17 protein-coding genes and 1 tRNA gene are annotated in these 18,305 nt (G+C 38.0%); 4 read left to right on the forward strand and 14 right to left on the reverse strand.

What is annotated here, in order from left to right; all coding sequences use genetic code 11:
• Positions 1 to 6: 6 nt before the first annotated feature.
• From GKO22_RS10015 to GKO22_RS10040, 6 genes are all read right to left on the reverse strand, one after another.
• Positions 7 to 357: a hypothetical protein gene (locus GKO22_RS10015; RefSeq protein ID WP_166334642.1), complete on the reverse strand. Its 351-nt coding sequence runs from the start codon at positions 355 to 357 to the stop codon at positions 7 to 9.
• A 120-nt stretch (positions 358 to 477) separates the two neighbouring features.
• Positions 478 to 1,026 (reverse strand): hypothetical protein, encoded by a 549-nt coding sequence (locus GKO22_RS10020; RefSeq protein WP_166334644.1) that lies wholly within the window; start codon positions 1,024 to 1,026, stop codon positions 478 to 480.
• Positions 1,027 to 1,119: 93 nt separating this feature from the next.
• Complete coding sequence (locus tag GKO22_RS10025; RefSeq protein WP_166334645.1) at positions 1,120 to 2,028, reverse strand: hypothetical protein; 909 nt, start codon at positions 2,026 to 2,028, stop codon at positions 1,120 to 1,122.
• Positions 2,029 to 2,035: 7 nt separating this feature from the next.
• The gene (locus GKO22_RS10030) at positions 2,036 to 2,614 is read right to left on the reverse strand and encodes a hypothetical protein (RefSeq protein ID WP_166334647.1); all 579 of its coding nucleotides are present in this window, start codon (positions 2,612 to 2,614) and stop codon (positions 2,036 to 2,038) included.
• A gap of 45 nt (positions 2,615 to 2,659) precedes the next feature.
• On the reverse strand, positions 2,660 to 3,301 hold the full coding sequence (locus GKO22_RS10035) for an XkdF-like putative serine protease domain-containing protein (RefSeq protein WP_166334649.1): 642 nt from the start codon (positions 3,299 to 3,301) through the stop codon (positions 2,660 to 2,662).
• Positions 3,302 to 3,360: 59 nt separating this feature from the next.
• Complete coding sequence (locus GKO22_RS10040; protein WP_166334651.1) at positions 3,361 to 5,727, reverse strand: hypothetical protein; 2,367 nt, start codon at positions 5,725 to 5,727, stop codon at positions 3,361 to 3,363.
• 59 nt (positions 5,728 to 5,786) lie between these two features.
• Here GKO22_RS10040 and GKO22_RS10045 point away from each other — a divergent pair, with 59 nt between their 5' ends.
• A complete protein-coding gene (locus tag GKO22_RS10045; RefSeq protein WP_166334653.1) occupies positions 5,787 to 6,254 on the forward strand; it encodes a hypothetical protein in 468 nt (155 codons plus the stop codon).
• A gap of 312 nt (positions 6,255 to 6,566) precedes the next feature.
• Here the strand turns inward: GKO22_RS10045 and GKO22_RS10050 are convergent, their stop codons facing one another.
• Together GKO22_RS10050 and GKO22_RS10055 are read right to left on the reverse strand one after the other, a co-directional pair.
• Positions 6,567 to 6,872 carry a hypothetical protein gene (locus GKO22_RS10050; RefSeq protein WP_166334655.1) on the reverse strand — a complete coding sequence of 102 codons (306 nt, stop codon included), beginning with the start codon at positions 6,870 to 6,872 and terminating at the stop codon, positions 6,567 to 6,569.
• 93 nt (positions 6,873 to 6,965) lie between these two features.
• The gene (locus tag GKO22_RS10055; protein ID WP_166334657.1) at positions 6,966 to 7,463 is read right to left on the reverse strand and encodes a hypothetical protein; all 498 of its coding nucleotides are present in this window, start codon (positions 7,461 to 7,463) and stop codon (positions 6,966 to 6,968) included.
• A gap of 642 nt (positions 7,464 to 8,105) precedes the next feature.
• Between GKO22_RS10055 and GKO22_RS10060 the strand changes: the two genes are divergently transcribed.
• Entirely contained in the window at positions 8,106 to 9,113 is a 1,008-nt protein-coding gene (locus GKO22_RS10060; protein WP_166334659.1) for a hypothetical protein, read from the forward strand.
• Positions 9,114 to 9,165: 52 nt separating this feature from the next.
• Here GKO22_RS10060 and GKO22_RS10065 read toward each other — a convergent pair whose 3' ends face one another.
• Both GKO22_RS10065 and GKO22_RS10070 read right to left on the reverse strand, forming a co-directional pair.
• On the reverse strand, positions 9,166 to 9,693 hold the full coding sequence (locus GKO22_RS10065) for a hypothetical protein (RefSeq protein WP_166334661.1): 528 nt from the start codon (positions 9,691 to 9,693) through the stop codon (positions 9,166 to 9,168).
• Between the two features lie 42 nt (positions 9,694 to 9,735).
• Positions 9,736 to 10,884 carry a tyrosine-type recombinase/integrase gene (locus tag GKO22_RS10070; protein WP_166334663.1) on the reverse strand — a complete coding sequence of 383 codons (1,149 nt, stop codon included), beginning with the start codon at positions 10,882 to 10,884 and terminating at the stop codon, positions 9,736 to 9,738.
• 93 nt (positions 10,885 to 10,977) lie between these two features.
• Here GKO22_RS10070 and GKO22_RS10075 point away from each other — a divergent pair.
• A tRNA-Ala gene (locus GKO22_RS10075) sits at positions 10,978 to 11,054 on the forward strand.
• A gap of 70 nt (positions 11,055 to 11,124) precedes the next feature.
• Here GKO22_RS10075 and GKO22_RS10080 read toward each other — a convergent pair.
• Complete coding sequence (locus GKO22_RS10080; RefSeq protein ID WP_166334665.1) at positions 11,125 to 11,433, reverse strand: hypothetical protein; 309 nt, start codon at positions 11,431 to 11,433, stop codon at positions 11,125 to 11,127.
• A 367-nt stretch (positions 11,434 to 11,800) separates the two neighbouring features.
• Here GKO22_RS10080 and GKO22_RS10085 point away from each other — a divergent pair, with 367 nt between their 5' ends.
• On the forward strand, positions 11,801 to 12,175 hold the full coding sequence (locus tag GKO22_RS10085; RefSeq protein ID WP_166334667.1) for a hypothetical protein: 375 nt from the start codon (positions 11,801 to 11,803) through the stop codon (positions 12,173 to 12,175).
• A gap of 645 nt (positions 12,176 to 12,820) precedes the next feature.
• Here GKO22_RS10085 and trxA read toward each other — a convergent pair.
• From trxA to GKO22_RS10100, 3 genes are all read right to left on the reverse strand, one after another.
• Positions 12,821 to 13,138 (reverse strand): thioredoxin, encoded by a 318-nt coding sequence (trxA, locus tag GKO22_RS10090; RefSeq protein WP_166334669.1) that lies wholly within the window; start codon positions 13,136 to 13,138, stop codon positions 12,821 to 12,823.
• 94 nt (positions 13,139 to 13,232) lie between these two features.
• Entirely contained in the window at positions 13,233 to 17,657 is a 4,425-nt protein-coding gene (gene dnaE, locus GKO22_RS10095) for a DNA polymerase III subunit alpha (RefSeq protein WP_166334670.1), read from the reverse strand.
• Positions 17,658 to 17,748: 91 nt separating this feature from the next.
• The gene (locus tag GKO22_RS10100) at positions 17,749 to 18,267 is read right to left on the reverse strand and encodes an OmpA family protein (RefSeq protein WP_206367869.1); all 519 of its coding nucleotides are present in this window, start codon (positions 18,265 to 18,267) and stop codon (positions 17,749 to 17,751) included.
• Positions 18,268 to 18,305 lie beyond the last annotated feature (38 nt).

The raw sequence follows: 18,305 nt of genomic DNA on the forward strand, positions 1-18,305 counted from the left end.
AATTGGTTAATATTGGTCATCGTCATACACGATGTAATCGTCATCCTCTGATTGATAACTTGTATAATTTGGTGTACCGAAATCTTCACTTTGAATCTTGATACTGCCCGATTCTAGGATTCCAAAAGCATCTGTTAAGACATATGTATATAATCCATCAGCGTAATCTTGGAATTGATTAAGTAAAGAATAAGCCGTGTATCTTTCGTTGCTTGTAATTGGTGATGATAGTGTTATGATGGATTCTGTTTTATCATAATCGCTAGTAACATTTAATAGCACATCACCCATTGCAACACGATCAAGTGTAAAAAACAGGTCTACGTATAATTGGTCTTTATTGATTAATTTGGTCATCTATAAGTTAGTGTGCTGACCATAAAAAAACCGCTACACGGGGAGTGCAACGGTTAATAATTGATATAAGACTGTCCAGAATTTATCCTGTCTTATTTTTTTAGTATCGGGGGTTGATACTTATGCTTCGATTAATCCAGTTATGATGGTTGGATCAACAAGGTGTAGAAAATGATTTTCATCGGATGTCAATGTAATTGTATATCCTGCACCGTCACCTGAATTAACACCAGATGTACCAGATATAGCGGATACGTCCATCATTCCCGTCAATCCCAACGCTACAAAACGTCCAGATTTAAGCTTAACTAATGCAGATACTGCACCAGCTTCAACTAATTCACTAATGAAATTTCTACCATCGGGTGTAATACCAGATACATATAAGTTTAAAGTACTAGTAATAGTAAATGAGTTAGTTTCTGGTGTAGATGCGTATTCTTCGGTAATACCTAATGTATTTTTGATTAAGCCAACGGAAACATATTTTTTTCCTGTAGCTAATCCGATTTCATCGATAACATTACCTGTGCTATCGGTTGAGTATTTTTCTAATGAGCCGTCAACATTTTTAAGGTCGGAATATGAGATTAACCATAATTCACTTGCACCACCTTGTTGTTTAGCACATTGTTTTGAATATTTTGTGATTGATTTTAAACAAGCCATTTTAATATAATTGGTTATGAAAAAAGGTGATGGAATACCACCACCTTTCTATTAGTTCAATGATAACCCGTAGGGGTTATCATGTATTTGTTGTTACTTCTTGAAGATGTAAATTTCTTCTGGACGAGCGATTTGAACACCCAATTTCCATTTAAAGTCTAAATACAAGTTTCCACCAGTTTCTTGTGAATGGAATAAATTAACAGAGTTAAATTCGTTTTCCATATCAGTTGCAACGTAGAAATTTGATGCTCTAGCCATAACGAAATATTCAGTATCGACAGCATCAAAACCTTCAACACCTTTAAGGCGTTTAGTTGTACCGTGCAAATGCGTAATACCATCTTCTGCTTTAAAATAGTTATCGTTGCTTACTTCAATACCCATTGCATCCTGATTACCTTTAGACAATAGAATTACAAAATCTTGTTGTCTCTTGATAGCGTTGGGAATAGTGGCTAATGCAAGCTGTAAACGCTTGTACAACTTATCTGCTTCTGGTAATGTAACTGCTTTATTTTCTGCATCCATTAACTTGAAAAATCCATCGAAGTGCATCATATCGGGATCAATACTTTCAGTATCACCAGCCCATATCAAGGCTTCATTACTCAAAGCCAACTTGTCGGCACGTAGATTAGTTACCGAATCGATAAAGTCAAAACTTGTATAATTACTTCCACTTTGAAGCCATTGGTTTTGGTAGGTGGTCTCAAGGTCGGCAATACAGAGGTTCTGGTCTGATTGTAAGGTGTGTACTTTAATATTTACAGCACCTAATTCAGTTGTATTTAATGGTTGACGACCACAACCTTTAGTTGTTTTTCTTACTACTGCGGTAGTATCTAGTAAATTGATTTGTTCTTCATTCTTTACGTTAACTAGAAAAGTACCGTTTTCTTGAATGAATTTAATTGTATCTGATTCGCTTAAAGAACGATAAACGAAATCGCGGCTATTTGCCGTTACGTGGTTTGGTAATCCTTCGATTTGAAATGACATAGTTTAATTAGTTAGTTTTTCTTTTGTTAGCCAAATAATCAGCTAGTTCAGCACGTTTATCAACGGCTTGGAATTTTTCTTTTGTTACTGATTTGCTGAATGGTTGTTTTTTAAATTCTGCCGTAGCATCAACTACTTCAGCTACCGTTTCAGCTACTTCTGCAACTTCTTCGTGGATAGTTGCTACTTCTTCAGCTACTGCTTGGATAGCATTAACACATTCAGCAATAGCATCCATTACTTCTTCAGCTACTTCAGCTGGAGCATCTTCACCTTCAAAGTCTTCAGATACTTCTTCTGCAACGATTTCTGCGATTACTCCGTCTTCAACTCTGATATCTCCGTCCTCCGTGCTGTACCAACCGTCAGGTGCTGGTGTATTTTCATCTCCTGCTGATCCGATAGACACAGGTGCGCCAATTTCTAAAGTTGGGTAAGAAAGTACTTGACCATCTGTATCTTCAACTATTTCAAAGCGATATTTCACTTTGGAAAATTTGGTTTTTGTTTTGCTTGAGAACGCCAACTTTTGAAGTTTGGCAAAAGCCAATTCTAAAGCACTTTTTTTATTTTTTGATTTATTCATAATTTGGTTTATGTCTTATATTATATTAGTGTGATCGGTCAATCACTACTTTGTCAGGTACTTGGAATAAGCAGATATTTGGCGTAATAAAGCATCAATATCTTCGTCATCTTCTTCTTCATCAGGGGTGATATCGATGGTATATTTTTCTTCTTTGTCGATTTGAACCAAGTTAAAAAGTCCTTCAACGCTGAAGCCGTTACGCTTACCATCTTTAATATCTGTCCACAAATCTTCATCCTGTACCTGTACGCCAATAATCCAACTACCGCTAGGAATGTCTTCACCCAAAATGCTTGGTGCTGGTAAGATGTCAGAGGTTATAAATGATTGAAAAATGAATGAATGAGCATCTTTTGCTGAATGTTCTACATTGAGATTGTTGTTTAATCCGCGCTTCATAAACGCCTTTACGATAGTTTCAATTTCTTGTGCAGTGAATACCACATAATACTCTGTACCATCTTCATCTTGTCTGTAAATAGGCTGATCGGGAATCAATGCTAAACCAAGTAATTGATGTTTTTCTTCATCACTAAACTTGTACTTAATCTGTGTTTTTTGTTTACTGTTGAAAGCTTGAAAGTTTCGTTCAATTGCTGGATGCGCAACAATACTGACCATATCAACGATCATATCATCATCTTCGCTAATGTGTATAGAATATACTGGTAAGTCTTTATTCATAATTTGGTTATATAGTATTAGTGTGATCATGGAATCCCCATAGGGATTTCCATGTTACATTAGAAGGATGAATTAGCTTTATAGAAATTCTCTTTATCTGCATTAGTAGATAAGTCTTTGTTTGTTATGTACGCCTTGACAGGTTCAATCTTTATATTCTGTTGTTGTGGTTGGTTTGCAATCCTCACATCCTGTACACCTGATCTACTTAGAGTAGTAGTATTGATTGTTGGCGCTTGTATGCTTGGTGCTGGTGTAGCTCCTTTTGCACCTTCTACTTTAGTGCTTAATATCTTACGAACGTTAGCAAGACCACTAGCAATTACGGCTGTAGCCATTCCAATACCAGCAAAACCACCTTGTGCTAATGCCTTACTTGCTCCGCTATATGTATCGATTGTTGCCGATGCAACCGCCATTGTACGCCCAAAGGCCGTGGTATCACTAGCCAAAGCACCAAGTGATCCAGCTACGGCTGAAGCAACACCAAGATTGGATTCTAATAAGGCATTACGATTATCAGATGTTTCTTTCTCGGTCAATCTGACATTTGCGGCATACTCTGCATCAAGTAACAATAGTTGTTCTTTATTATCGGCATAGAGTTCTTTCTCTGCATCATATTGCAACTTCAAAGCTGATAACTTTGCTTGACCAACAGCTTCAATTAAACTGACTGTATTGAGGTCGTAACCATCAGTATTGAACATTGAGATTTCACCAATCGCAATGGCTTTGTCTAAGGCTAGTTGTTTCTCTTTCTCTTGAATTTCTTTCTTCTTATTGGATAGATCGGTTTCAATTTGCAAGACATCACTAGCGTATTTGACATCAATCAATGCTAACTGCTCTTTATTGTCTGCATACAATTCACGTTCCTTTTGGTAAGTATCAGATAGGGATGATAAACGTGCTTCAGCGATTCTATTTTGATCGTCAATACTAGTAGCACTAGCACCCAAACCAGCCGATAAAACAGATGTTTCACCTTGTAACTTGGTCTTATTTAGTTCGGCTTCTCTATCACTCTTATCATACTTAGCTTTAATTTCAGCTTCTTTGATTCTACGTGCTTCTAATAAATCAGTAGTAGATTGATTAGCTTGTTTAGCTTTATTGATCTGCTCTTGGTAATGAAGATCTAAGTCATTCAACTCCTTTGCTCTCTCTGATCGTCCAGCATCAGCGATATCTTTTTGTGCTTGGGTGATGAATGTCTTTACTTCATCTAGTAATTTTTTATAGTCCTCTTTCGCTTTATCAATCTGCTTCTGTCTCTCTGCATTTGCTTTGTCGCTGATACCTTTGAGAAACTTACCGTATGATGCATTTTCCTGCGATAAATTATCATTCAATTCATCTATTCTCTTTTTATCTGCATCACTGATATGTTTGTTTTTTGACTGAAGTAGTTTGATTTCATTTTGCCATTGCTTAACCTTTAAGGCGTGAATCTCTTTCTCTTTACCACCCTGCTTTTCTAAAAGGGCAATAGACTTTTCTGTCTCTTCATTGAACTTAGCAATAGATTCTGTGACCTCTTTACGGATGATTGCCGTTGACATACCACTTTTGAAATCTTTGACAACACCATTTAATTTTTCTAAAGGATTGATAGCATTTAATATCTCCATACCTGCACCTTTCCAATCACCATCACGTAATAAATTGAATGCTTTGATAGCTTGACCAATTGGTCTAACTATGAATCCAACAATCGCTTTACCAACACCTTCAACAATTGGCATTAGGTTACTAAATACTTTACCTACACCATCTACTTGTGGGATGAACTCCTTAACAGTATTCTTTAATTCTTCCCAATTGTGTGTTAGGTATACAATAGCACTAATTATTAAACCGATTCCAAGGGACTGAAAACCTAACTTCAATAAGTTGGTAGCAGAGGTTGCACCATTAGTAGATGCAGATAACGCTTTCATTCCTGAAGCATATTTACCCAACGATTCTATACCATCTTTCAATGACATCAATGACATCATCTTAGCGATACTTTCGTTTACACTCTCTGACTCGATGCCTAGGATTGATATGCCAGCGGTCAACAATTGTCCAGCCCCAACCACGCCCATAACACTTGCTTCAATCCCTTTGAATATCTTATCAGCTTTCATTCCTGATAGATTATCCTTCAGTTTATTCACGGTTTTACCCATATCATCAAGCTGTTTTGTACTCGCTAATCCAGTATCTTTTAGTGCTTGTAGATTCTGTTTAGCTTTTTCTAGATGATCGCGTAATTCGCCAATTGATGAGTTGTTATAGTCAATCTTTTCAAACTCTTCTGCTTGATCGGATAAGTCCTTAAACTTCTTCTTTAAAGCTTCAGTCTGTTGCTGTGCTTCTTGATTCTGGACTTTTACGTCTATTAATATTTCTTTATGATTTTGATTTTCTTCTGCCATATATAATTGGTTGTATATATGGATAGTGTTGGTATATTTAGTAATCAAACTAATTACATATGAATATCGTCGAAAAACTAGCGGACATAATTGTTACATTACTTGGTACTGGTTTAGGATGGTTTTTAGCAAACACGTTTTATTACAAGCAAAAAAGATGTGCTTTTTATGTGCAAGCAAAATATAATATCAAAAGACGAAAAGCAGGTGATGTGAATTTTAAGAACTTACGTTTTACATTCAAGAATGAAAGTCACGTAGATGCATACGATATCGTATTTACCATTTATTTTAATGATGGATTCCAGTCAATAGAGAAAAAAATTCCTAATCTTAAAAAGTATGAAACTGTTGAATTTGAAGACTCATTTATATCTTTCGACGATGAGCCAATTATTTATTTAGATAAACATATTGATTACTTACGTTTTAAATACATAACAGAATATGGCTACGCGAAAGTGTATACCAAAAGTGCGATAAACAAATTCGAAATAGATGAAATAGCAAGAAAGGAAATAAGCTAATATCAATAAAAAACCCTCACCAGCATTGGTAAGGGTCTAACATAATTTGGGAATTACGATTGGTCTAGTTTTTTAATTTAATTTTCAATCTCTGCATCAGCAACCAAGTATCTATTACAAGATTGGTGTTATCCGATTTAGCCAGTAAAGGGAAACAATGGTCAAGCACCGTTAGCATATACTGGTATTTATTTTCTTTCTTGTTATGCATTATGTCCCATATTTCTGCAACTAGTTTAAGTCCTCTGTATCTTGGATCATCAACAAATAAATCTTGTATCTGCTTGATAATGTCGTTATATCTGTCTTCCATTACTTGCTACCTCCTTTGATAAACTCGCTAATAAAATTACGTCCCACACTTCTCAAGAAATTGGATTCTACTACTTCTTCACCAACATCAAGTAAATATTTTCTGCTGAAAGTCTCATTACAAGATTTTTCAATTTTGGGAAAGTAAACGATGTAAGTTGTTTCAGTAAATGTTTTTTCAACTACAATTTTAGCATCTTCTATAATGCTTTCATAAGCATCACAAAAAGATTTGTAACCTTTTATTAGTTCTGATTTGTGTTTTGCTGTCTTCTCTGCCAGCGTGGTTGTTTTTATATTTTTCATAATCTATTTTTATTATAAATACCACACAGAAATAAATTATACTCTTTTATTTTCCCTGTGATCTACAAAAACTAATATAAACCAACTTGAAAGTTATTTAAAGGTTGTTTTTCCTAGTAAAATATTTTTATAGACTTCTTTGTTTAGCTCCTTCAGATCGCTATCAACCACCTCATTCAAGCGTAGCAAGGTGAACAAATGTTGACCATCATCGGGAATCATTGCGGATGTATGCAGTGCGGTTATTAATGCTTGATGGAATGCTTCGTGGCTGTTGAAATGTCGTTGGTCTGGTTGGATGCAATACGCACCAAGTGCTAGAGATAGTAAAGATTTGTCTACCTCGTAATCCAGACAATACTGATAGAGGATGCCAACTAAATCATCATTGTCTTCGTGATATCCAAGATCATAAAAATCAGTATCGTCAACCTCGTCACTAAGTAATGAATAGATAGATTTTAAAATAAAATAATCATCGGTCACTTCCTCACCATAAAGGGATTCTAAGAGTTCAAATAGTTCGGGGTTGATTTCTTGATCGTAGATGATAACACCTAGGTTGTAAAGTTCGGATCGGTAGTAGCTCATACAAGTATGTTTGGGTTTATACTATGTGAGTGTCTTCCTGCTATTTTTTCGTCAAAATTACCGTAGATTTATGAGAAAGTATTTGGAATACCTCAAAATTCCTAACATACTTTTGATCCTGTAAATCAGAATATTACCAAACAACACATTCGGGAAGCGAACTTTAACCGCTATCGGTATTTAGCTTGTGGAAAAGTCCAGTTAACTTACCCATCAAAAAATATATGATCTTTGTTATTCACCGAAGGGAAAAAACCTGAAACGCTAATACGTGTCGACCAAACTTTGTATTAGCACATCAGGTCTCTGGTAGTGGGATGGTTTCATTAATAACACGTGTAATGTTTTATTTCAACTACAAGGGAGTCCAGATAATACACTCCCCCAAACCACAAGTCAAAACTACGGATAAGGGTTTGACGTTGCAAAAGTTTTTGCTAACAATTGTTAACTTATCCACGATACCTAAGATAGTCAAGGTGGTAATGCCTCTATTCTGGTTATTAAAAAGCTATTTATTGAACCTGATCGAATAGTAGCTGTAACAACAAACTGCTCCTAAAGGAGTTACTTAGGCTGGTATTAATTTATCAGCCTATTCTATTTGCTACCTAATTTATATCTTTATAAAAATATTAACCTGTGGAAATTTTCTCAAATCTTATTAATACGATTATTACTGTTTTCGTTGGTGGTATATCGATTTACGGTTTCTTCTTCGTTCGCGCTTCAAAATTTGTAGCTGTTATCGAGAATGAAAACGATATAGTCAATGTTGATTCTAATTCCGAAATAAAATTTAATAACACATCAATTAAAAATAGATTAAGATATTATAAGATAATCGTTAGTTATACTGGTGTTGCAGATTTTAAAAAAGAAGATGTAGAAAAACCATTTACAATATCAAATGTAAGTGAAAATTCAACATACCATAATCCTAAAATACTTCAAACTTCAGAAGGATTTGAACCAAAACTGCAATGGCATAAGAATGAACTTACAATAGATAGCTCATTATTCAAGATGGGTGATACAGTCGAACTTCAATTTTATTTAGAAAGCGATAAGCATAATCTTAGATTTAAGAATAGAATCTTTAATGTTAATACTCAACCAGAAATTTACAATGATTCATTAAGTACATACAAAGCCACGTCGATCATAGGAATTTTTGTTTTTTTTAGTCTGATCTACACCTTCCTTTCATTATCTGACCATCTAATAGGTAAGTTTGATTATCGTGATGAATTCTTAACAGAATATAATTATAGAGGTTACAAGGCTTCTGAAGCAGAAGATTTCCTAATTTATCTGAAAGTTGATAGTATATATGCTGACCTTGAATTAGCTAAAAATCCACCCGTGGATATCCAAATCATTGCAAGCAACAGACCTTCGAAATTAGCTGATTCAATTTATTATGCAAGAAAGAGAGATCAGACATTAAAGTTTGGAGAAAAAATAGATGTTAATAGTGATTTATCAATAGCATTTATTGACAATCGCAAACGCTCTATACACGACTACATTTCAGATTCACTAATGATATTGTTTTTTGCAACCATCCTAATAGGGGTTGCTTGGATGTCTTTCAAGAGTTTAATAAGTTTTATCTTAGTGAGAAAAGTCCATAAATTCCTGAAATAAAAAAGGCCATTCGTTTTGAATGACCAATATAGCAGTCGATGGTTATAGATTATTACTCTCTGGACCGAATAGATACACCAATAACAACCGAAATAATTAGAGACAGGATATATAACTTGATAACATCGTTAAATAAAAGCGACCATTTATTATTTTCAAGTACATATCTTGGAAGTGATTGATCGCCGTAGGCGTAAACCTCAAATGTAAAACCGACAGGTTTTCTACGTATTGTCTGTACAAAATCTTGAAGATCACTTCTCCAACCAATTTCATCTGAATAATAACTAAGCGAATCAGAATGATAACTACCTTTACTGAAATATGAATACTTTAATAGTTTTTTACTTTCTAACCGCTTGCTGATTAAATACTCACGAAATTTAATATCATTGAAATCGTTATCATCGTATCTAAATTTTTCTCCCCTAGACATCTCTAAATACTCGTTTTCAGTAATTTTTGCGGTTCTCACGTCACGATCTAATGCAACTCGAAAGAGTTTCCATCCGCTAAAGTTGTCCGTCATATCAACTAAAACGACTATCAGAATAGGAATAAAAATCAGTAAATACCTCATTTGGGCAAGTTTGATATTAAATATAATAAGTTTACGATATATCTATATAGCTGGTACTGTTTTCTTCGTGACATCGATATAGTCAAGTAAGTCTTTTAGGTACACTTCGGTAATAGATATTGAACCGTGGCGATTTGCTTTGCTGATCTCGCTCAAAGACCATCCCCCTGTACCATCACCATTTCCAAGGAATTTTTGCACATTGCTGTAATGCTTCACCGAATACAATGTGTACCCTTTACCCTTCAAACCTAACTTATCAAGTATCACAATAAATCGTGCATATGGTCTATTGAAGTGTATCACCTTATCACCCCAAAGCGTATCATCATTACAAAATAGGTAAGCATCTTGTGGTGCATCACCATATATATCATACATCAGATCAAAATAAACATCATCCATATGGCTGTATCCATCTTTCTTATTCTTGCTAATAGATGCAGGTATGAAGATTCTGCGCTTATTGAAATCAATATGTTTTACTTGCAATCCGATAAGCTCCTTTGGCCTGATACACGTGAAATAGATGCTCTTTACGAATGTTGTTAATAGCTTATCCCCCTCCATTGCCTTCATTATCTTCTGGAAATCCTCTTTAGTGAACGCCTTGTTTCGTTCGGACTTACCAACATATTTTATCTTCACGCGTGATACGGGGTTATTCTCAATCCACCGATTATCAATGCAGAACATAAAGAACGCACTATAAATGAGCTTTGTATTATTGTATGTTTTTGGCGACCACTTGTGAGTATTGAATAAGTCTAGTAGTACGTCACTGATCTCTTTATGGTATGCATAGTTTACTGACTGTTCACCCATTGCATCTACTAGATACTTTAGTTTGGAGTTGTATGACTGTACTGTCTTTGGTCTACTACCCTTTTGTAGATGCCATTGCATGAATGCAATGCTTGCATCTTTGATTGATGGTATTAGTGTTGGAGCTTCTTTAACAAGGGGTTTACCATATGTACCATTATTAAGCTTTTCAATGATCTCATCTTGTAGTTTGGTGAACTCCATTAATTTTGTGCTGAAATCTTTGATCCTATTCAGGTTATTGGTTACACGTGTGCGTTTACCATCTAGATAGAATTGAACGCACCAAGATTTAAGTGCTTGTTCCTTGTCATTTTTACATCTCGCACCTTGCAAGATTTGTACATTTTCGCTGTTAAATACCATTTTTTCTAGTGTTGAGGCAGAGTTTATAGTAACTCTGCCAAGATTATTAAATGTTATAACACATAGAAAACATTAGGTAACTAATTGATCAACGGGGGATTAGCTCATTTGGCTAGAGCGCTTCGCTGGCAGTGAAGAGGTGATCGGTTCGAATCCGATATTCTCCACCAATCAAAAAGCGACTAGAAATAGTCGCTTTTTTGGTTTTATAGAATGAATATATTCACTCATATATTGACATCACTCCTCCCACCGGATATAAGTTTCCTCAGATTGAGCATGTGACAAAACTAATGTATCATAGTGAAATTCGACCTTGTATATCCGACCAGCGTAGGTCAATTGATCTTCTACTAGTTCAAAGTTTCCTTCTACAAACTCAATCGACACCTTATTCTGGGTATTATAATGTGTAATCAAGTCCTCACCACCATTTGTTGACACCCGAGTGAGTGTATTGACATAGCGCCACTTGCCTATCAATTTCGCTTCCAGCGATTTGGCGTGACTACGGAAAATAAGACGAGATAGTAGGTTTAAAATTTTCATTGTGTGTGACCAATGTGCAAATCTATGTTATTTTAATATCAAGCGAAAGATATAAATGCCATAAAAACCGTAAATAACATAATCCTATGTTAATACTTAAGGTAACGTGATGTAGCAATTTGGAATAATTCGCACTTATAAATAGTAGAGATTGCATTGTCGGACTACCTCCGTGTAAAGACGATATTGCGAAATTCAATTCTTTCAAGTGGCTGTCTATTTTAGATTTAGTTTTGCTAACTTACGGCAATAAAAAGTGCTTCCATTCAACTGATATTGTTGAGTACGTAAAGATTTTGAGGGATTATATCGTAAATGTTCATTCATAATCACACTAACAAAGTATTGACCTTTCTAATATAGATCGATGAGAGATAGGGATCAGAAGAAACAGTTCGCAGCAAATAGTGACTGGAATAATTTCATTCAACTCTGCCTCCATGTTCATCCGATTATCAGTACCATGCTGGTTGCAACCCAGATGGTTAAATACAATTTGATCAATAATAAAGCGATAATTGTGTTCACCTCTATTCTTTATGAAGTGGGCTTTCTAATTATTTTGCCCTTCTTGGCTGTAAGCCTGATTATATTCCTATTTCAGTTTGTCCGACCATCTATCTCATTCAGCAATAATCTTTGGTTGATCGCATATACGCTTTTGAGCATTGGAATTATTTTTCTGCCTGATGCACTTGGTATTCTGCCCTCTCTAGGTAGTTCAATCCCTTCTAATCCATAAACTACTTCTTCTTCCAGCATAACCAAGCTAATGGTAACTGCGCGCTTAAGACAAGTTAGCACGCGTTGTAGTGCAACATAGATTGCTGATGTTTTTCTAGAAATTTCGGAATTTGAATGTTTTTTTCTAATTGCAGACTTGCATATATGCAGCCCAGCTATTACATTTGTAGTGTTGTTTATATTTAATCTAAATAAATATTACAAACAACTTCTAAGTACATTATCTCTTCTCAATACAAATGTCGTAGTCTCCCAAGCTACGGCATTTTTTGTTTTATATGCTCACGGTGTTTATTGGTGCTACTTTAGTTGTTCACGTCTTTGCGAAGGCGAGGAACGAGGCTGAAGCAATCTAAAACCATAAATCACGTTCAAACAATTTGAGATCGCTTTGTCGTACCTCCGCGCGATGACGACGAAGTAAAGACGTCTTTGTGAAGCCGAGGAACAAGGCTGAAGCAATCTAAGTTTAACGTATCCTGATGTCACTAGGTTATTAGTAAGTCAGAGCATTATCAACCTTCTTAACTTTCTAAACCCTATTAACTCCCAAAAAAACACCAAAATATAAAAGGCGAAACCATCTGGTTTCGCCTTTTATATGTACGGATTCGAAATCTGCTTGGCGCAGATCCATCCAGTTTTACAATTGCTTGTCTAATTTCTCCGTCAATACCGATTTAGGTACTGCGCCAACTTGCTTATCTACAATCTCTCCATTTTTGAAAAACAACAATGCAGGGATGTTGCGGATACCGTAACGCACAGAAATATCTGGGTTGTTATCTACGTTTACTTTACCGATAACCGCTCTACCGTCATAGTCTTTCGCGATCTCATCTACTACGGGACCTACCATACGGCAAGGACCACACCACTCTGCCCAGAAATCTATTAAAACTGGTTTATCCGATTTCAAAACAACTTCTTCGAAGTTGCTATCTGTAATTTCTAATGCCATAATTTTATTCCTATTAATTTATCTCTAATAACAAATATAGCTATTCATTTGTTAGTGCCGTGTCCAAAAAATGTAATTAAATATTCCCAGCGGATTAATTTAATTTGTACTTGACGTATTCCAGTTCTTCTAAGCCCTCTAGGAATTCATTCGTGAGGTTAATCTTGATCTGCTTAGCTGGCATCTCAATAGCCAGTTCATCCTGCATGTCGAATATCTTGAATTTGAGCTGACAGTTTGCTTGCTGATCTTCCACGACGGTGAGCGCAATTAGTTCCTCTAAGTTTTGGACGAACTCATCATTCAATGATTGCAAAGGCACCTGAATGGTAAATGACTTGGCCATTTTATCGCGCAGATCGGACAGCAATTGGATGCTTCTTAATTCAAATCCCCAATTGCCGACTTGCTTGAAGCGCTCTTGTACAATACCTCTTACCTGAATGAAATAGCCTTCCTGCAAATAACCTTTGAACTTCACATAATCCTCACCGAATGCCATAATCTCGAAAGAATCAGAATAGTCCTCGATCACAAAAGAGCCGAATGGCTTGCCATTCTTTTGCGACACACGATGTGAGGCAGCAGCTACGATGCCACCGATTACGATTTCTCGGTTTTTGATTTTAGCAAATTGTTGGGTGACTTCCTCGTCCACTTCCAACGCTTTTGCCTGATTAATAAGCTGTAGGTCTGAAACTTTGTTGGCGCAAAAGTGCGTCATCTCAAACTTATAGCTATCCAAAGGATGATTGGTGAGATAGATACCAATCACATCCTTTTCGTATTTCAGTTTCTCAACTAAACCCCATTGCGCACAAGGCGCAAATACCGGTTCAGGCAACTCCGCTGAACCGCCACCGCCGAATAAACTGGCTTGTGCAGAGCTTTCATTTTCTTTAAACCGTTGGCCGAAGCGGATCGCTTTTTCTAAACCCGTCGCTTGCTCCCCGTCTTTGTTGAAGTATTGTGCCCGGTGCGTGTCCGTGAAACTATCAAATCCCCCCGCGTAGGTCAGACTTTCAAAAGCCTTTTTGTTAGCTGCGCGCAAATCAATGCGCTTAGCCATGTCAAATATGGATTTATACAAACCTTTGTCACGATTTTGCACAATCGTATCAACCGCACCAGCTCCTACTCCTTTCACGGCACCCATTCCAAAACGGATCGCGCCTTCGTCGTTTACCGTAAATTTATAATGTGATTCGTTGACATCTGGTCCTAATACCACCAAACCCATACGCTTACATTCTTCCATAAAGAAGGTGACCTGTTTGATATCGTTCATATTATTGGAAAGCACGGCAGCCATGTATTCGGCTGGATAATGTGCTTTCAAATAAGCAGTCTGGTATGCGATCCAGGCATAACAGGTGGAGTGCGATTTATTAAAGGCATAACTCGCAAAAGCTTCCCAGTCGGTCCAGATCTTCTCCAGCGTTTTCGGGCTATGCCCTTTGGCTGCAGCCTGATCCACAAACTTCGGTTTCATCTTATCCAAAACCGCTTTTTGCTTCTTACCCATCGCTTTACGGAGTACGTCGGCATCACCTTTGGAGAATCCGGCCAGCTTTTGCGACAGCAACATCACTTGCTCTTGGTAAACCGTAATTCCATACGTTTCTTGCAAATATTCTTCACAAGCATCCAAATCGTAAGTAATCGGCTCTATGCCGTGTTTACGTTTGACGAAGGAAGGTATATATTCCATCGGGCCGGGACGATACAGCGCATTCATCGCAATCAAATCGGCAAAAACCGTTGGTTTCAGCTCCTTCATGTATTTCTGCATGCCGGGCGATTCGTATTGGAATACCCCCACCGTTTCTCCACGTTGGAATAACTCATACGTCAGTCGATCATCAATCGGGAATAGATCGGGATCGAGCTCTATATTGTGCCGTAGGCGCACATTGACTACGGTATCTTTGATTAGCGTCAGCGTTTTCAGACCGAGAAAGTCCATCTTCAACAAGCCGGCGCTTTCTACCACCGAGTTATCAAATTGGGTGACGTACAAATCTGAATCTTTAGCCACTGACACCGGCACAAAGTTGGTAATATCATCTGGCGTGATAATAACTCCACAGGCGTGAATTCCGGTATTGCGCATGGATCCTTCCAATACGCGCGCTTGCTTGATAGTTTCTGCTTCTAGACCAGCACCATCGGCAATATCTTTTAGCCGCTTTACCGCTTCCAATTCATCGCCCCGCAAGGCTTCTTTCAAAGCCTTCTCTTCCAGATGGAAGATTTTGCTCAGCTTTAAATTAGGAATCAGCTTTGCGATTTCGTTAGCATCCGACAATGGTAAATCTAGGACACGCGCGGTATCCTTAATGGACGATTTGGCCGCCATGGTACCGTAGGTAATGATTTGTGCTACTTGCGATGCGCCATATTTGTCGATCACATATTGCATGACGCGACCACGGCCTTCATCATCAAAGTCAATATCAATATCGGGCATGGATACCCGATCCGGATTCAGGAAACGCTCAAAAAGCAAATCGTACGCGATCGGATCGATATTGGTAATTCCAAGACAGTATGCTACGGCTGATCCAGCTGCCGAACCCCTGCCCGGCCCTACGGAAACGCCCATTTTTCTTGCTTCTGCAATAAAATCCTGCACAATCAAGAAGTAGCCAGGATATCCGGTATTTTCAATAGTGGCTAATTCGAAATCCAAGCGTTCGCGAATGTCTGGGGTAATCTCGGGATATCGCTTTTCGGCACCTACGTAGGTAAGATGACGCAAAAAGGCGTTCTCACCGCGTTTGCCACCATCTAATTCATCTTCCTCGGATTTGAATTGCTCTGGAATAATAAATTTCGGAAGTAAGACATCACGGTAAAGAGAATAGGGCTCAATCTTGTCGATGACTTCCTGTATGTTGATAATCGCCTGCGGCAAATCGGCAAAGGCCTTTTTCATCTCCGCATCAGACTTGAAATAGTATTCCTGATTCGGAAAACCGAATCGGTATCCACGACCGCGGCCTTTCGGCGTGGAGAGCTTTTCGCCGTCCTTCACACACAACAAAATATCGTGGGCATGCGCATCTGCTTTGCTGACGTAATAGGTATTGTTCGTAGCGAGCAGCTTGACGTTATGTTTTTCGGAAAACTGGATTAGGGTTTCATTTACCCGAGATTCATCTTCCTGTCCGTGGCGCATAATCTCCAAATAGAGATCTTCACCAAATTGTGCTTTCCACCACAGCAAAGCTTCCTCCGCTTGGCTTTCACCCATATTCAACACCTTCGATGGAATCTCGCCGTACAGGTTACCTGATAGCACAATGAGGTGTTCTTTGTATTTTTCGACCGTAGTTTTATCGATACGTGGCACGTAATAAAATCCTTCGGTATAGGCCACCGAAGACATTTTAGCGAGGTTGTGATAGCCTTGCTTATTTTTCGCCAAGAAGACGACTTGATAGCCATTGTCTTTACGCGTTTTGTCTGTACGATCTTCACACACGTAAAACTCACAACCAACGATTGGTTTCAGAGTTTGTCCTTCGAAATGTTCGCCGCTTTCTTCGGCTTCTTTTCGCTTGCTCTCGACAGATTTATTATGATCGAAGATCTTGCTCACAAATTTAAAAGCACCCATCATATTACCGTGATCGGTCAACGCCACGGCCTGATGACCTTGCTTGATCGCGGCATCGACAAGCCCATCCACCGAAATAGTAGATTGCAAGACGGAGAATTGCGAATGATTGTGTAAGTGTGCGAACGGTGCATTTTCTAAATCCGCCAACAAACTTTTGTCGACCACAATCCGGTCTGCATCGCTCGACTGCTGCGCGCGCAGCGCTTGCGAAGCAGCTTTGAGGTTGACGTGACGCAGTCCGACTGTTGGAATAGTTTGTGGATTGTGCGTTTTGAAGTCTACAAAATATCCGGTATCGGCTTGTAGATCTTCTGCTGTGAAAACTTCCTGACGTACCAATTCAAAGAAACAACGCGTAGTTGCTTCCACATCGGCAGTCGCATTGTGCGCTTCCGCGAATGGTACACCGAAAAGGTATTGGTGTAGTTCGGTCAGATTTGGCAGTTTAAAACGGCCGCCTCTTCCGCCCGGAATTTTCAATAAATTGGCCGTTACTTCGGTACAAGTATCGAGCAAGGGCATCGTGGCCATAGGTGAATCTATTCCAAAGCGATAGAATTCACTTCCCATGATATTGATATCAAAGCCCACATTTTGCCCGACCACAAATTTGGCCTTGCCGAGTGCATCATTGAACTTTTGTAGCGCATCAACAATGGAAATACCTTCTTCTGTGGCTAACTCGGTAGATATCCCGTGGATCTTTTCGGCGTCGTAAGGGATGTTGAAACCATCCGGTTGGATCAGAAAATCTTGATGTTCGACCAGATTACCCATCTCATCATGCAATTGCCAAGCAATTTGAATACACCTTGGCCAATTATCCGTGTCGGTAATCGGTGCATCCCAGCGTTTGGGTAATCCGGTGGTTTCGGTATCGAAGATAATATACATGTACTATAAACCTGATTTATGTATAACGACAAAAGCAGCACATGGTATATGCTGCTCTTTCTTTTTTTTATATGTATTGGCAAACAGCCTTTTAGTCGAGGATCACGATCTCTACTCTTCTGTTTTTCTGACGACCTTCTGGCGTTTTGTTATCGCCAACTGGTGCAGTTTGTCCATGCCCTTTGGTACTGATACGAGAACCATACACACCAGCTGACTCAAGATACGCTTTTACGGAAGCAGCGCGTTTCTCGGATAGCCATTGATTGTAATTAGCTTCGCCAGTAGAGTCTGTGTGGCCATCTACACGTATTTTCTTTTTAGTATCTGCGTTCAACAAATCAGACAATTTATCCAACTCCGCTTTCGCTGCATTGGTTAGGTAAGAGGAATTACTTGGGAACAACAAATCGGACGAAAGCGTAAATTTAATACCTTCATTCGTACGCGCTGCGTCTTTGAATTCGCCCTTCACATTATTGAGGCCGTCATCCGTACCATCTTTAGAAATAACTGCTCCTGGATTTACCATGATATTCTTAGACTTACAAGAATAAAATGCGAGGGTAGCAGCGATAGCAACAGGGATAAGGTTGATCCTTTTTATCATGTCTGGTAATATTTAATCGTTTTTGTAAATATAGTAAA

The organism is Sphingobacterium chungjuense (assembly GCF_011316935.1).
In the GTDB taxonomy this organism is placed as follows: Bacteria; Bacteroidota; Bacteroidia; order Sphingobacteriales; family Sphingobacteriaceae; genus Sphingobacterium; species Sphingobacterium chungjuense.

Bases quoted from the DNA above. Each gene is read 5' to 3' on its own strand.
- GKO22_RS10015 (WP_166334642.1), bottom strand. From the start codon at position 357: ATGACCAAATTAATCAATAAAGACCAATTATACGTAGACCTGTTTTTT.
- GKO22_RS10020 (WP_166334644.1), bottom strand. From the start codon at position 1,026: ATGGCTTGTTTAAAATCAATCACAAAATATTCAAAACAATGTGCTAAA.
- GKO22_RS10025 (WP_166334645.1), bottom strand. From the start codon at position 2,028: ATGTCATTTCAAATCGAAGGATTACCAAACCACGTAACGGCAAATAGC.
- GKO22_RS10030 (WP_166334647.1), bottom strand. From the start codon at position 2,614: ATGAATAAATCAAAAAATAAAAAAAGTGCTTTAGAATTGGCTTTTGCC.
- GKO22_RS10035 (WP_166334649.1), bottom strand. From the start codon at position 3,301: ATGAATAAAGACTTACCAGTATATTCTATACACATTAGCGAAGATGAT.
- GKO22_RS10040 (WP_166334651.1), bottom strand. From the start codon at position 5,727: ATGGCAGAAGAAAATCAAAATCATAAAGAAATATTAATAGACGTAAAA.
- GKO22_RS10045 (WP_166334653.1), top strand. From the start codon at position 5,787: ATGAATATCGTCGAAAAACTAGCGGACATAATTGTTACATTACTTGGT.
- GKO22_RS10050 (WP_166334655.1), bottom strand. From the start codon at position 6,872: ATGAAAAATATAAAAACAACCACGCTGGCAGAGAAGACAGCAAAACAC.
- GKO22_RS10055 (WP_166334657.1), bottom strand. From the start codon at position 7,463: ATGAGCTACTACCGATCCGAACTTTACAACCTAGGTGTTATCATCTAC.
- GKO22_RS10065 (WP_166334661.1), bottom strand. From the start codon at position 9,693: ATGAGGTATTTACTGATTTTTATTCCTATTCTGATAGTCGTTTTAGTT.
- GKO22_RS10070 (WP_166334663.1), bottom strand. From the start codon at position 10,884: ATGGTATTTAACAGCGAAAATGTACAAATCTTGCAAGGTGCGAGATGT.
- GKO22_RS10080 (WP_166334665.1), bottom strand. From the start codon at position 11,433: ATGAAAATTTTAAACCTACTATCTCGTCTTATTTTCCGTAGTCACGCC.
- GKO22_RS10085 (WP_166334667.1), top strand. From the start codon at position 11,801: ATGAGAGATAGGGATCAGAAGAAACAGTTCGCAGCAAATAGTGACTGG.
- trxA (WP_166334669.1), bottom strand. From the start codon at position 13,138: ATGGCATTAGAAATTACAGATAGCAACTTCGAAGAAGTTGTTTTGAAA.
- dnaE (WP_166334670.1), bottom strand. From the start codon at position 17,657: ATGTATATTATCTTCGATACCGAAACCACCGGATTACCCAAACGCTGG.
- GKO22_RS10100 (WP_206367869.1), bottom strand. From the start codon at position 18,267: ATGATAAAAAGGATCAACCTTATCCCTGTTGCTATCGCTGCTACCCTC.